Origin of the sequence: Neobacillus cucumis (genome assembly GCF_002860255.1) — a bacterium.
GTDB lineage: Bacteria > Bacillota > Bacilli > Bacillales > Cytobacillaceae > Neobacillus > Neobacillus cucumis_A.
The window spans coordinates 88,016-101,262 of the sequence record NZ_PGVE01000035.1; the positions used below are offsets into that span (position 1 = coordinate 88,016).

Sequence of the window (13,247 nt, forward strand, 5' to 3'; positions counted from 1 at the left end):
AGTAAAGGGGGAGCATGATGGCAACAATTAATACGTCAGTGGATCAATTAAACGATAATCGCAGAAAAATTGAAGCAGGAGGCCAGCTTAAATACCATGAGAAGGCTAAGGAGCAGAATAAACTTTTTGTGCGTGAGCGATTATCGTTATTATTTGATGATGGTAAGTATGAGGAAGATGGAAAATTTGCTAATTTTAAAGCAGGTGACCTTCCTGCAGATGGCGTTATAACCGCAATAGGTAAAATTAATGGTCAGACCGTATGTGTAATGGCAAATGACTCGACTATCAAAGCTGGCTCTTGGGGAGCACGCACCGTTGAAAAGATCATTCGGATCCAAGAAACAGCAGAAAAGCTGAAGGTTCCGTTATTTTATCTGGTGGACTCAGCGGGAGCAAGAATCACCGACCAAATAGAAATGTTTCCAAATCGGCGTGGAGCAGGACGAATATTTTTTAACCAAGTGAAGCTTTCCGGAATGATTCCTCAAGTTTGTATCCTGTTTGGACCTTCTGCTGCTGGCGGAGCCTATATTCCAGCATTTTGTGATATTGTCATAATGGTCGACCAAAATGCATCTATGTATTTAGGCTCTCCTAGAATGGCTGAAAAGGTAATTGGTGAAAAGGTAACGCTCGAGGAAATGGGCGGTGCACGGATGCATTGTTCAGTCAGCGGTTGTGGAGATGTCCTCGCTTATAGTGAGAAAGAGGCGATTGAATCAGCGAAAAAATATATTGGCTTTTTTCCTTCCAGTTTTGAAGAAAAGCCAAAAAAAACCGCAGGTGTCGGGGCAAAGGAAGGTCGGGAATTAGAAGTAATTATCCCCGAAAATCAAAATGCCCCTTTTGATATGTTTGAATGTATTGACCGATTAGTTGACAATCATAGTTTTTATGAAATGAAGAAGTTATTTGCACCTGAGATTATAACCGGTTTAGCTCGAATAGATGGTAGAGCGGTTGGGATTATTGCCAATCAGCCAAAGGTAAAAGGCGGGGTGTTATTTGTAGATTCTGCTGATAAAGCAGCTAGATTCATCCAGCTTTGCGATGCCTTCCATATTCCATTGTTGTTTTTAGCTGATGTACCAGGATTTATGATTGGTACAAAAGTAGAACGGGCTGGAATTATCCGACATGGTGCCAAATTAATCGCTGCCATGAGTTCTGCTACAGTACCGAAGATTTCTGTTATTGTGAGAAAAGCTTATGGTGCCGGACTTTATGCAATGGCAGGTCCTGCCTTTGAACCTGACTGCTGTATAGCTCTCCCAACAGCTCAAATTGCGGTTATGGGTCCTGAAGCAGCCGTAAATGCGGTTTATTCCAACAAAATAAACGAAATTGCCGATCCACAAGAAAGGATTGCTTTTGTTCAAGAAAAGCATAAAGAGTATAAAGAACATATTGATATTTATAAATTAGCTTCTGAGCTAATTGTAGACGAAATTGTTGCCCCTTCTGAACTTAGAGATGTGCTGATTCAACGTTTTGCCTATTATGAGTCTAAGGAAGTAACCTTTAGCGTAAGAAAACACCCAGTTTATCCAGTTTAATGCTTTAGCCCTTTTCGAGAAAAATCCGAAAAGGGTTTTTATTTTTAGTATCTATCAACAAACAGCCTTCATTTGGTAGAATATTAGCAAGAAGTATCTGTATGTTATTTTTTTATTATAAAGAGGGGTTAACAGCATGAGGGTTGGAATTATTGGTGCGGGATCAATAGGATTATTATTTGCTGCCTGCCTAAGCCGTGTTTTTAATGTAACTGTTTATACAAGAACATCTGAACAAGCAGCTGCTATTAATAAAAATGGAATTGTGCTTCTTAGCGGGTCTGAAGAAACGGTGTCGAAGGTTGAAGCACTGCCAATTACAGACTGGGAGGGGTTAGAGGATCTAACCATTATAGCTGTGAAACAATATCAGCTTGTCCCGATTATTGAAAGAATAAATCAATTCACAGATAAGCCTTGTAACCTATTATTTTTACAAAATGGGATGGGGCATTTGAAGCTGCTAGAACAACTAAAGGTAAACAATTTGTTTGTTGGTTCGGTTGAGCATGGAGCTCTAAAAGAGAATTTATTTACAGTAAGACTAAATGGTTTAGGTACGACAAACGTAGCTGTATTTAGAGGAGATTCTAGATTCCTTTTCAGTTTTACAGCTGCTGTTTCTCGCGTGTTCCCAATGAACTACCAAGAAGAATATTTTACCATGCTGGAAAAAAAGTTAATAGCTAACGCCATGATTAATCCACTTACGGCCATTCTTCAAGTGAAGAATGGAGTTCTTGTTGAAAACCCGTTTTATTTTAAGCTATTTCAAAACCTATTTAGTGAAATTACGACAATTCTCAATCTCAGAAAACCAGAAGAATATTGGGCACAAGTAATTAATATTTGTAAAAAAACAGCTGATAATCATTCTTCCATGTTAAAAGATCTTGAAGCTAAAAGATTAACAGAGGTAGATGCTATTTTAGGCTATATACTACAAGAAGCACAGAGGCAAGACAAGAAATCTCCTCAATTAGAAATGCTTTATTATCTAATTAAAGGAAAAGAGAAGCAAGTGGAGGTCCTTAAATGAGCACTATTTTTTCTTCCGTTTTAACAGTTTTCTTTGGAATCCCCATTTTAGGAACCATTCTTGTCTATACTGTTATTAAGGTAAGCTTAAAAACTACAAAAAAAGCACTTCATCGAGCTCTTGATTATACTACAATTTTATATATCATCTCTGTTCATTTTTTAATTATTACTTTATGGGGAAAATCGCTATTTTGGTTAATAATACTAGTAATGCTTGGTATCGCGATGGTGTTTGTTTTCGTCCACTGGAAGGTTAAGGAGGAAATCATCGTAAAACGTGTGTGGAAAGGCTTTTGGCGTGTTAATTTTATTTTATTTTTTTTCGTCTATTTCGCCCTTACCCTTTATGGTTTAGTTTCTCGAGCCATAACCTTTAGTTTTTCATCCTAAATTAGAGCAAAAGTTTTCTTTAAATGGGGTGGATAATGATATACTCGTTAAAGAATGAATCACGGTTACAGAAAGGAAGTACATGAATGGAGATTTTAAATCTCTCTTTGCCAGCAACCAATCGTTTTGCATCAAATTATTTGGAACAATCTGTTGAGATACAGCCTTTTTTTCATTATCGATATAATGACTTGCAAGAAGATATGAAAAGAATCGCTGAATTAAACGATAGACCGTTTCCTCGAATGGAGGTTGCTCGGCATATTGAGAGCTTTATGAAGGGGTTTCCCACTTCAGAAGCTGTAAAGAAATCAATTGAAAAATTAAAACAAGCTGATAGTCTGGTAGTAATTGGAGGTCAACAGGCAGGGATTCTTACAGGACCGCTTTATTCCATACATAAAGTTATTTCAATTATAAAGCTGGCAGAACAAAAAGAAAGACATCTGGGTGTTCCGGTAATTCCTGTTTTCTGGATAGCTGGGGAAGACCATGATTTCCAAGAGGTCAATCATGTGTTTGTTCAAAATAAGCTGAATGTGGATAAATGGATATATCCCGAGAAGATTCTTCAGAAGAAAATGGTATCTGATATTGAGTTGGATAAAGATATTTGTCTCTCATGGGTACAAAATATAATTAAAAATTTCGGTGAAACGGATTATTCCAATACACTATTAGCATTTGCAGAAGCGCAAATAGAAAAATCAAACACTTTTGTTGATTTCTTTGCGAACATTGTAATGGAACTGTTTAAGGATTATGGGCTCCTCATTGTTGACTCTGGCAATAAAGAATTCCGTCAGTTGCAGAAAGAATTTTTTAAACAGCAAATTGAGAATCATGACGTAATTACTTTCTCTTTATTAGAACAGCAAAAACAAATCGAAAAGAAAGGTTTTCCTAATACGATTGATACCTCAGAGAATGCAGCTAATCTGTTTTATTATGATCAAAGATTAAATGAGAGATTATTGCTTGAATTCGATCATGAAAACGATTGCTTTGTGGGGAAAAGTGGAGCAATTTCTTTTTCTAAAGAGGAGTTACTATCACTTGCTAATGAAAATCCAGGCGTTTTAAGTAATAATGTGGTAACACGTCCCCTTATGCAAGAATGGCTTTTCCCGACTATAGCCTTTATAGCAGGGCCGGGTGAAATTGCTTATTGGGCAGAACTTAAAATGGTGTTTGAGCATTTTCAAATAAAAATGCCGCCAATAGTTCCTCGACTAAATATAACTTTCTTAGACCGTTCGGTTGAAACAGATCTTTCTGAATTGAAACTAAATCTAGCTGAAGTATTAAGTAACGGTACAAAGCGGGAAAAGGAAAGATTTTTAGAAGCCATAAAAGACCAGGAACTTGAACAGTTATTTACGAGTACAATTAATCAATTATTGGAACAATACAAATTAGTTGAAATGAAAACAGAGCAGTTAGATCGCGGCCTTTTACCAATGCTGAAGAAAAATGAAGGTTATTTATTAAAAGAAATTGGATTCATGCAATCAAAATTGGAAGAATCGGTAAAGCTTAGACATGATATCTTTTTAAAAAAATATGCACGCGTTGACCTTGCCTTACGTCCAGATGGTTTCCCTCAAGAACGGGTTTGGAATATCTTTTATTATCTAAATCAATATGGTCTAAACTTTTTAGAGAGTATTATGACGGGCAGTTATGAGTTCGATGGCCGACATAAAGTAATAAAAATTTAGGAAAAACTCCACCTTTAGCCGTGGAGTTTTTCTTTTTTTTTCTAAAAACTTACTGCTAAAAAAGGATTTTTATGAAAGTGGGGCGAATAGTTAAAAAATAGGTGGTGGAAAGTGGGGGAATGTGGTACATTTTTAATAGAAAGTGGGGGTAATGGGTATGTTCATGGGTGAGTACCATCACAGCATTGATAGCAAAGGCCGGCTAATCGTGCCCTCCAAATTCCGTGAAGAACTTGGCGACATGTTCATCATTACTCGCGGATTGGATCAATGTTTGTTTGGTTACCCAATGTCTGAGTGGAGCCTCATTGAAGAAAAATTAAAAGGTCTGCCGCTGACAAAGAAAGATGCCCGTGCTTTTACTAGATTCTTCTTTTCCGGAGCAACAGAAAGTGAACTGGATAAACAAGGAAGAATTAATATCCCGACGCCACTATTGCAATATGCAAAATTAGAGAAAGAATGTGTTATTTTGGGTGTTTCCAATCGAATTGAAATCTGGAGCAAACAGATTTGGGAGGATTATTTTGCAGAATCTGAAGAATCTTTTGCTGAAATAGCAGAAAATATGATTGGCTTTGATATATAATGGGAAAAGTTATATTAATATATTTCTCGTATATATCGTTCGATTGGAAAAGGAAGGTACGTAAATGTTTGAACATACAACTGTGTTATTAAATGAAGCTGTGGACGGATTAAACATTAAGTCAGATGGCATCTATGTGGATTGTACGATGGGAGGGGCAGGGCATAGCTCTCTCATTCTTTCAAGACTTGGTGCAGGCGGGAGACTCTTTGCGTTTGATCAGGACGAAACAGCCATTGCTAATGCGAAAGAGAAGTTAGCCGATTACGGTGAACAATTAGTCATTATTAAAAGTAATTTTTTATATTTGAAAGAAGAGCTTGAAAAACGTGGGATCTATAAAGTAGATGGGATTTTATATGACTTGGGGGTATCCTCACCTCAGCTGGATACACCTGAGCGGGGGTTTAGTTATCACCATGATGCCCCATTAGATATGAGGATGGATAACGATGCGGATATTTCCGCATTCGACGTCATTAACCACTGGGCATATGAAGACTTAGTCCGTATTTTTTTTCGGTATGGAGAAGAGAAATTTTCAAAGCAAATCGCCCGAAAAATTGAAAGTGCAAGAGCGGTTAAGTCGATCGATACGACCGGGGAACTTGTTGAGTTAATAAAGGACGCCATCCCAGCACCTGCAAGACGAAAGGGTGGACACCCTGCCAAGCGAATTTTTCAAGCAGTCAGAATCGCTGTTAATGATGAATTATCTGTGTTTGAACAGTCTCTAAATCAAGCTATTGATTTGCTAAATCCCGAGGGAAGAATAAGTGTGATTACCTTCCATTCTCTTGAGGATCGAATCTGTAAAGCTGCCTTTAAAAAGGCAAGTGAGACACCGCCATTACCACCGGGTTTACCCATTATTCCAGATGAGTATAAACCTATTTTAAAGCTCGTTTCGCGAAAGCCCATTCTTCCATCTGAAGAAGAATTGGAGCAAAATAATCGGGCACGTTCGGCCAAGCTTCGGATAGCCGAAAAGTTATAAAGTCTTCCAGCACACGTTTCGTGTGCTGGCCACTACTTTCTTTTTTTAAGGAAGAGGAAAAACTATTAGATTATAGAATCTGGAGGGGAAGTATTTGAGTAATCTTGCCAGGAAAGTTTTAGAACAACAACAAGCCGAGCAATCAGTACAAATTAAGCGTCAAGTAAAAATTAAAAAATCCTGGCTGACTCCGGGTGAAAAAATCATTGGAGTGGCGTTTGCCGGAATGGTATGTTTTGGAGCGATCCATCTGATTTCAAATCAGTCCAAGATATACGAAGCAAACAAAGAACTTCAAACTGTTCAGGAGAAAATTAATGAACAGGAAAAGGTTAATGGGGATCTTAAGGTTCAGGTGAGTGAATTAAGTTCTTATGACCGGATATTTGCAAAGGCTAAGGAAATGGGTTTAATCAAAGATGAAAATAACGTCAAGGTTGTGCAGAAGAAATGAATAAGAAACAGCCATATATGAATGTGGGAGCAGCGATATTATTTGGGATATTCGGCCTGCTCTTTTTTGTATTGATTTTCAGGTATTTTTCGATTGAAATTTCAGGGGAAGTAAATGGACAACCTCTTGCGGCCAAAGCCCAGCAAAAATACAATCGCGTGGGAACCTTGCAGGCTTCAAGGGGTATTATTTATGACCGGACCGGAGTAGTTGTTGCTGAGGATACAGCCGCCTACACACTCATTGCGATATTGGATAAAAAGATGACAACGAATCCTAAAAAGCCCCAGCATGTAACGAATCTGAATAAAACGGCTAATGAGTTGTCAAAATATATTAAATTAGATGAATCTGAGATTTATAGTATTTTATCAAATGGTAAAAAAAATAAACGGTTTCAAGTAGAATTCGGGAAGGCAGGAAGGGATATTGATTACAATACAAAGAAAAAAATCGAAAATTTAAAACTTCCTGGAATCACTTTTACTCGTGATTCTAAACGTTTCTATCCAAATGGAATTTTCGCTTCCCATGTTGTAGGGTACGCAGACCGGATTGAGCAAAAAGATGGAACCTATAAGTCTGTCGGGAAAATGGGTATCGAAAAGACTTTAAATACAGAACTAACTGGTAAAAATGGAAAACTCACCTATGAAAGTGATCTATGGGGGTACATCCTTCCCGATGGGAAAGAAAGTATCACTCCAGCAAAAAATGGTGATGATGTTTACTTAACGATCGACCAAAAGATCCAAACTTTCTTAGAGGATGCAATGGATACAGTCGTTAAGGAGTACAAACCAAAAAAAATCATTGCGATTGTGGCTGACCCGAAAACCGGTGAAATTTTGGCCATGGGTCAGCGCCCGTCTTTTGAACCGAAAACACGAGATGGTATTGATAAAAGCTGGCATAATGAGGCGATTGAAACATCATACGAACCAGGTTCAACTATGAAAATCTTTACCCTTGCAGCGGCGGTGCAGGAAGGGGTATTTAATCCGAATGAAATCTATCAATCAGGTTCTTACAAAGTAACGGACAAAAGTCAAACCATTCATGACCACAATTACTCAGGCTGGGGACCGATTACCTATTTAGAAGGTGTGCAGCGTTCATCCAATGTGGCGTTTGCTAAAATTGCCAAAGAGAAATTAGGATTCGAAAAGTTTAGGGAGTACTTAAGTAAATTTGGTTTTGATAAACCTACTGGAATTGAACTTCCTGATGAGACATCCGGTAAAATTCAATTTCATTACCCGATTGAAAAAATTACGACTGCCTATGGACAAGGTACGGCGATTACAGCGATCCAGCAAATCCAAGCAGCCACCGCTATTGCAAATGATGGGAAAATGTTAAAGCCGCATGTAGTAGAAAAAATTGTGAATCATGATACAGGTAAGGTGATTGAAGAAACAAAACCAGAAGTAGTTTCAACACCGATATCGGCTGAAACTGCGAAGGAGGTACGTGATATTTTAGAGACAGTTGTAACCTCTCCAAAAGGTACAGGGGGACGTTACAAAATTGATGGTTATAGTGTGGCTGGTAAAACAGGTACGGCTAATATTCCAGGACCTAATGGGAAATATTTGGCTGGAGTAAACAATTACATGTTTTCCTTTTTAGGAATGGCACCAAAAGACAATCCGAAATTAATTGTTTATGTAGCCGTTCAACAGCCTCAATTGGAAGGGATGGAAGCAGGACAAGGGGCAATACCGGTATCGGCTATTTTTAACCCTGTTATGAAAAATAGTCTTCAATATTTAAATGTTGAACCTTCCAAACTAGAATCTGCAACAATTAATAAACTGCCAAAATTCTTAGGAGATTCTGCCTTGGATACCGTTAAAAGTTTAAAAGGAGATGGATTTGAACCAGTCGTACTTGGAAAAGGGGAAAAAGTTATTGGACAACTGCCTAAGGCAGGGACCACCATCATGGAAGGTGAAAAGGTAATTATCCAAACGGACGGAGAATTAACTGCTCCCGATATGACGGGCTGGTCACTCCGTGATGTCATGAAAGTTGCCAACCTAGCTAATTTAAAATTAAATTCAAAGGGAAAAGGATTTGTCACCGACCAAAGTATTAAACCAAAGGAACCGTTAAAAAGCGGAGATTTCCTTATTGTTGATTTAAAGACCCCAGAAGAACAATTTACTGGAACTGAGAACACTAATCAAAGTGATAATTCGGATGGGAAAACCGTCCAAGACTAATAAAATCCCGCCATAAGCGGGATTTTTCATGTGGTAGGTACCGATTTGCCAAGTCCAGCTCCAGCGCCTAGGGGCTCGGGGTCATAAGCCGAGCCGCCAAGAAGGCTAAAGTGCAGCCTTCTCGACGACTCTCTTATGCCTGTCGCCCCTGTTCAAGTCGCTTCCGCTTTAAATTTTGTCCGTTCTAATCAAATAAGTACAAGCATATAAATGAACGATAATGAAAGTGGAATAAAGGAGGATCATTCATTATATGCGTGTTTCTAATGTAACTGTTCGAAAACGTCTAATGATTGCACTATTCGTTGGATTCCTAACCTTCTTGATTATTGATGTTCGTCTTGGATATGTCCAGTTTGTTCTCGGTGATATGCTGACTGATAAGGCAAAAGGTTCTTGGAGCAGGAATATCCCGTTTGAACCGGAGCGTGGGAAAATTGTTGACCGCAATGGTGTGGCATTAGCGACAAATATTAGTGCTCCAACAGTCTATGTCATTCCACGACAAATTAAAGACCCGGCGACTACAGCAGAGAAATTAGCATCAGTCTTAAATATGTCAAAAGAAACAGCCTATCGAGAAATTACTAAAAAAGCATCATCCGTCCGGTTAAAAGAGGGCCGCAAAATTTCCCATGAAAAAGCAAAGGAAATTAGAGCGCTCGGGCTTGAAGGGGTATATATTGGTGAAGACTCCAAACGGCATTATCCAAATGGCAGCTACCTATCCCATGTCCTTGGTTTTACCGGGGTGGATAACCAAGGGTTAATGGGCCTGGAACAGTATTATGATAAAGAGTTAAGTGGACAGAGAGGAGCGGTTAAATTCTATGCCAATGCCAAAGGAGAAAGAATGAATGACATGGCAGATGATTATGAAAGCCCCACTAAAGGTCTTGATCTAAAACTAACGATTGATTCAAAAATACAAACCATCGTTGAAAGAGAACTGGACATTGCGGAGGCAAAATATAATCCGGATGGGATCATAGCTATCGCAATGAATCCGAATAACGGAGAAATTCTGGCGATGTCGAGCAGACCCACATTTGATCCAGCTAATTTTAGAAATGTTTCTCAAGAAGTATATAATCGAAATCTCCCAGTCTGGTCGACGTATGAGCCTGGTTCCACTTTTAAGATTATCACTCTTGCGGCTGCCCTGAATGAAGGAAAGGTTAATTTAGAAAAAGAACATTTTCATGATTCGGGATCCGTCCAAGTAGCAGGTGCTAGGTTAAAATGCTGGAAAAGAGGCGGTCACGGTGACCAAACGTTCCTTGAGGTGGTTGAAAACTCTTGTAATCCAGGTTTTGTAGAGTTAGGTGAGCGCTTAGGTAAGGATAAATTGTTTAAGTATATTAAGGATTTTGGGTTCGGTCAAAAGACAGGAATTGATTTGCAAGGTGAAGGAACAGGGATTTTATTTAATTTGAACCGGGTAGGTCCTGTGGAACAAGCCACAACGGCTTTCGGACAGGGGGTATCTGTTACACCTATCCAACAGATTACTGCCGTATCTGCGGCTATTAATGGCGGGATCCTTTACAAACCATATATCGCCAAAGAGCTAATTGATCCTGTAACCAAAGAAGTGGTTATGAGGAATACCCCTGTGGAAAAGAGACGGGTAATAACAGAGGAAACGTCGAAAGAAATTCGCAACGCCTTAGAAAGTGTTGTTGCAAAAGGATCTGGTGGAAGGGCATTTATTGAAGGTTATCGAGTCGGCGGTAAGACAGGAACAGCGCAAAAAGCACAGAATGGAAGATACCTCGAAAATAACTTTATTGTTTCTTTTATGGGCTTTGCACCCGCGGATGATCCGCAAATCGTTATTTATGTCGCTGTTGATAACCCTAAAGGAGTTACTGCCTTTGGTGGTACGGTTAGTGCCCCAATCGTCGGTGCGATTATGAAAGACAGTTTAAGTGCTATGGGAGTAAAACCACGGAACGGTCAAATCGAGAAAGAGATTAAATGGCCTGATGTACCGTTAGTCAAATTACCGGATTTTGTAGGTATGTCAAAAAGTGAACTTCAAGAGCAGCTCATCAATCTATCAATTGATGCTAGCGGTGAAGGGGATGTTGTTGTGAGACAATCTCCGGAACCGGGTACCAAAGTGAAGGAAGGCTCAAAAGTAAGACTTTACTTCGGTAAAGGGGACTAAAAAAGTTAACAGCATTCATGAGCAGGCGGCCGGAATATTTTCCGCCGCCTAAAAATTTTATTACGGATTCATTACTAAATGGTAAAATAAAATATTTTAATGTAAAATAAGATGGAACTTTCGTAAGGATTCACTTTTAGGCATAAACTGGTAATTAGCTATGTGCAGTAATGAGAGGATTTGAGATAATGAAGTTACAAAAGCTGCTAAAGAATTTGCATCCTATTGTTCCCTATAGTGGGGAAGATCCAGAAATTACATCAATTGAGAATGATAACAGAAAGGTGCAAAAAGGGAGCTTATTTATTTGCATTAAAGGTTACACCGTTGATGGACATGATTTCGCGACATCTGCAGTTAAAAATGGTGCAGCAGCTATACTTGCTGAAAAGCTGTTAGATTTAGATGTTCCGGTTGTTGTTGTGAATGATACTATGAGAGCAATGGCTGTACTGGCAGACGCTTTTTACGGACAGCCAACGAAAAGCCTTCACTTAATTGGAATCACAGGAACTAACGGGAAGACAACCACCAGTCATTTAATAGAAAAAATTTTCGCTGACGCTGGGACGAAGACAGGCCTGATTGGCACGATGTATACAAAAATTGCTGACCAAACAATTGAAACCAAAAATACCACTCCTGAAAGTCTAACACTCCAAAAAACGTTTAAACAAATGGTTGATTCCGGTGTTAGTACAGCGGTAATGGAGGTTTCATCCCATGCCCTTGACTTAGGAAGGGTTCATGGTTGTGATTATGATGTGGCGGTTTTTACTAACCTGACACAAGATCACCTTGATTATCATCAGACAATGGATGAATATAAGCGGGCAAAAAGTTTATTATTTGCGCAGCTCGGAAATACGTTTGACCTAAACAAACCGAAATTCGCGTGTTTAAACGCAGATGACGCTGCAACTGAAATGTACAGCCGTTCAACTGCTGCACATGTTGTTACATATGGTATCGATCAAAAAGCAGATATTCAGGCAAAAAATATTCAAATGACACCAAAGGGTACGACCTTTGACCTTGAAATTAAGAATGTGTCTTATCCAATTAAAATGCAGTTAATTGGTAAGTTCAGTGTGTACAATGTACTAGCAAGTATTACTGCTTCATTAGTTTCCGGACTAGGGATTGAGCAGATTATTCAATCCATTGAAAGCGTCGAAGGGGTTTCAGGAAGGTTTGAACTAGTAAATGCAGGCCAAGATTTTACGGTCATTGTTGATTATGCCCACACACCTGACAGCTTAGAAAATGTATTAAAAACCATACAGCATTTTGCTGAGAAGAAAGTTTTTGTTATTGTAGGCTGCGGGGGAGACCGAGATCGTACAAAACGGCCTTTGATGGCGCAAATTGCCTGCCGTTTTGCGACTGATCCTATCTTGACATCAGATAATCCAAGAAGTGAAGATCCATTAGCCATTTTGAAGGACATGGAAGCAGGGGTGAAAGGGGAAAACTATCAAGTAATCCCTGATCGAAGAACAGCCATCTTTACTGCAGTGAATCAAGCATCACCTGGAGATGTCATTTTAATCGCTGGAAAAGGTCATGAAACCTATCAAATAATTGGTAAAGAAGTCCATGATTTTGATGACCGGCTTGTAGCAAGGGAAGCAATTAAGGGGAGATAGCTATGTTTTTAGCTTTGAAGGACTTGGTAAATTTGTTTAACGATAAACAAGGAATCCAAGATGATGTGCTGTTCCGCACAATATCAGATAAAGCTGCTGAGGAACAGCCTATGGGATTATTTGTTCCGGTGAATTCTGAGGCAGGGGAACTATTAGAGGCCATATCCCATGGGGCAATTGCGGCTGTTTGGGACAAAGAAAAAACACTTCCACGCTACACGCCGACCCAGTTTCCAATCTTTTTTACAAATGATCTTGTGGAAGCGATGAGAGAAATTATAAATCTTTATATTGAAAAATTAGATGGAGAAACGAATAAGAATATGGATAGAACAAACTTTAAAATTTCAAACAATACACTTCTTAATAAAAATAATCAGACATATGATATAGCTGGGCAATTAGCGAAGCTATTGACACAAAATAATCAGGAAAGGAGGGGATAA

The 13,247-nt window shown here is 38.9% G+C and carries 11 protein-coding genes; all 11 read left to right on the plus strand.

The genetic code is table 11. From position 1 onward, the window contains the following. Nucleotides 1–17 precede the first annotated feature (17 nt). The gene (locus CVD27_RS07850) at nt 18–1,559 is read left to right on the plus strand and encodes an acyl-CoA carboxylase subunit beta (protein WP_101647343.1); all 1,542 of its coding nucleotides are present in this window, start codon (nt 18–20) and stop codon (nt 1,557–1,559) included. A 136-nt stretch (nt 1,560–1,695) separates the two neighbouring features. Continuing rightward, the gene (locus CVD27_RS07855) at nt 1,696–2,598 is read left to right on the plus strand and encodes a 2-dehydropantoate 2-reductase (protein ID WP_101647344.1); all 903 of its coding nucleotides are present in this window, start codon (nt 1,696–1,698) and stop codon (nt 2,596–2,598) included. Then, the gene (locus tag CVD27_RS07860) at nt 2,595–2,990 is read left to right on the plus strand and encodes a DUF3397 domain-containing protein (protein ID WP_101647345.1); all 396 of its coding nucleotides are present in this window, start codon (nt 2,595–2,597) and stop codon (nt 2,988–2,990) included. The genes CVD27_RS07855 and CVD27_RS07860 overlap by 4 nt, the downstream gene beginning before the upstream one ends. Before the next feature lie 86 nt (nt 2,991–3,076). Beyond that, nucleotides 3,077–4,711, plus strand: a complete 1,635-nt coding sequence (gene bshC, locus CVD27_RS07865; protein ID WP_101647346.1) for a bacillithiol biosynthesis cysteine-adding enzyme BshC — start codon at nt 3,077–3,079, stop codon at nt 4,709–4,711. A 157-nt stretch (nt 4,712–4,868) separates the two neighbouring features. Beyond that, a complete protein-coding gene (gene mraZ, locus CVD27_RS07870) occupies nt 4,869–5,300 on the plus strand; it encodes a division/cell wall cluster transcriptional repressor MraZ (protein ID WP_101647347.1) in 432 nt (143 codons plus the stop codon). A gap of 64 nt (nt 5,301–5,364) precedes the next feature. Continuing rightward, nucleotides 5,365–6,297: a 16S rRNA (cytosine(1402)-N(4))-methyltransferase RsmH gene (rsmH, locus tag CVD27_RS07875; RefSeq protein ID WP_101647348.1), complete on the plus strand. Its 933-nt coding sequence runs from the start codon at nt 5,365–5,367 to the stop codon at nt 6,295–6,297. Nucleotides 6,298–6,391: 94 nt separating this feature from the next. Continuing rightward, complete coding sequence (ftsL, locus tag CVD27_RS07880; protein ID WP_101647349.1) at nt 6,392–6,751, plus strand: cell division protein FtsL; 360 nt, start codon at nt 6,392–6,394, stop codon at nt 6,749–6,751. After that, nucleotides 6,748–8,979 carry a penicillin-binding protein gene (locus CVD27_RS07885; RefSeq protein ID WP_101647350.1) on the plus strand — a complete coding sequence of 744 codons (2,232 nt, stop codon included), beginning with the start codon at nt 6,748–6,750 and terminating at the stop codon, nt 8,977–8,979. Before ftsL ends, CVD27_RS07885 begins: the two co-directional genes overlap by 4 nt. A 253-nt stretch (nt 8,980–9,232) precedes the next feature. Further along, entirely contained in the window at nt 9,233–11,152 is a 1,920-nt protein-coding gene (locus tag CVD27_RS07890; protein ID WP_101647351.1) for a stage V sporulation protein D, read from the plus strand. A 188-nt stretch (nt 11,153–11,340) separates the two neighbouring features. Further along, nucleotides 11,341–12,801, plus strand: coding sequence for a UDP-N-acetylmuramoyl-L-alanyl-D-glutamate--2,6-diaminopimelate ligase (locus CVD27_RS07895; RefSeq protein ID WP_101647352.1), 1,461 nt, complete (start codon nt 11,341–11,343; stop codon nt 12,799–12,801). Between the two features lie 2 nt (nt 12,802–12,803). Beyond that, the gene (locus tag CVD27_RS07900) at nt 12,804–13,247 is read left to right on the plus strand and encodes a hypothetical protein (protein ID WP_101647353.1); all 444 of its coding nucleotides are present in this window, start codon (nt 12,804–12,806) and stop codon (nt 13,245–13,247) included.

Excerpts from the sequence above, each read along its gene's own strand:
- CVD27_RS07850 (WP_101647343.1), top strand. The coding sequence starts at position 18 with ATGGCAACAATTAATACGTCAGTGGATCAATTAAACGATAATCGCAGA.
- CVD27_RS07855 (WP_101647344.1), top strand. The coding sequence starts at position 1,696 with ATGAGGGTTGGAATTATTGGTGCGGGATCAATAGGATTATTATTTGCT.
- CVD27_RS07860 (WP_101647345.1), top strand. The coding sequence starts at position 2,595 with ATGAGCACTATTTTTTCTTCCGTTTTAACAGTTTTCTTTGGAATCCCC.
- bshC (WP_101647346.1), top strand. The coding sequence starts at position 3,077 with ATGGAGATTTTAAATCTCTCTTTGCCAGCAACCAATCGTTTTGCATCA.
- mraZ (WP_101647347.1), top strand. The coding sequence starts at position 4,869 with ATGTTCATGGGTGAGTACCATCACAGCATTGATAGCAAAGGCCGGCTA.
- rsmH (WP_101647348.1), top strand. The coding sequence starts at position 5,365 with ATGTTTGAACATACAACTGTGTTATTAAATGAAGCTGTGGACGGATTA.
- CVD27_RS07885 (WP_101647350.1), top strand. The coding sequence starts at position 6,748 with ATGAATAAGAAACAGCCATATATGAATGTGGGAGCAGCGATATTATTT.
- CVD27_RS07890 (WP_101647351.1), top strand. The coding sequence starts at position 9,233 with ATGCGTGTTTCTAATGTAACTGTTCGAAAACGTCTAATGATTGCACTA.
- CVD27_RS07895 (WP_101647352.1), top strand. The coding sequence starts at position 11,341 with ATGAAGTTACAAAAGCTGCTAAAGAATTTGCATCCTATTGTTCCCTAT.
- CVD27_RS07900 (WP_101647353.1), top strand. The coding sequence starts at position 12,804 with ATGTTTTTAGCTTTGAAGGACTTGGTAAATTTGTTTAACGATAAACAA.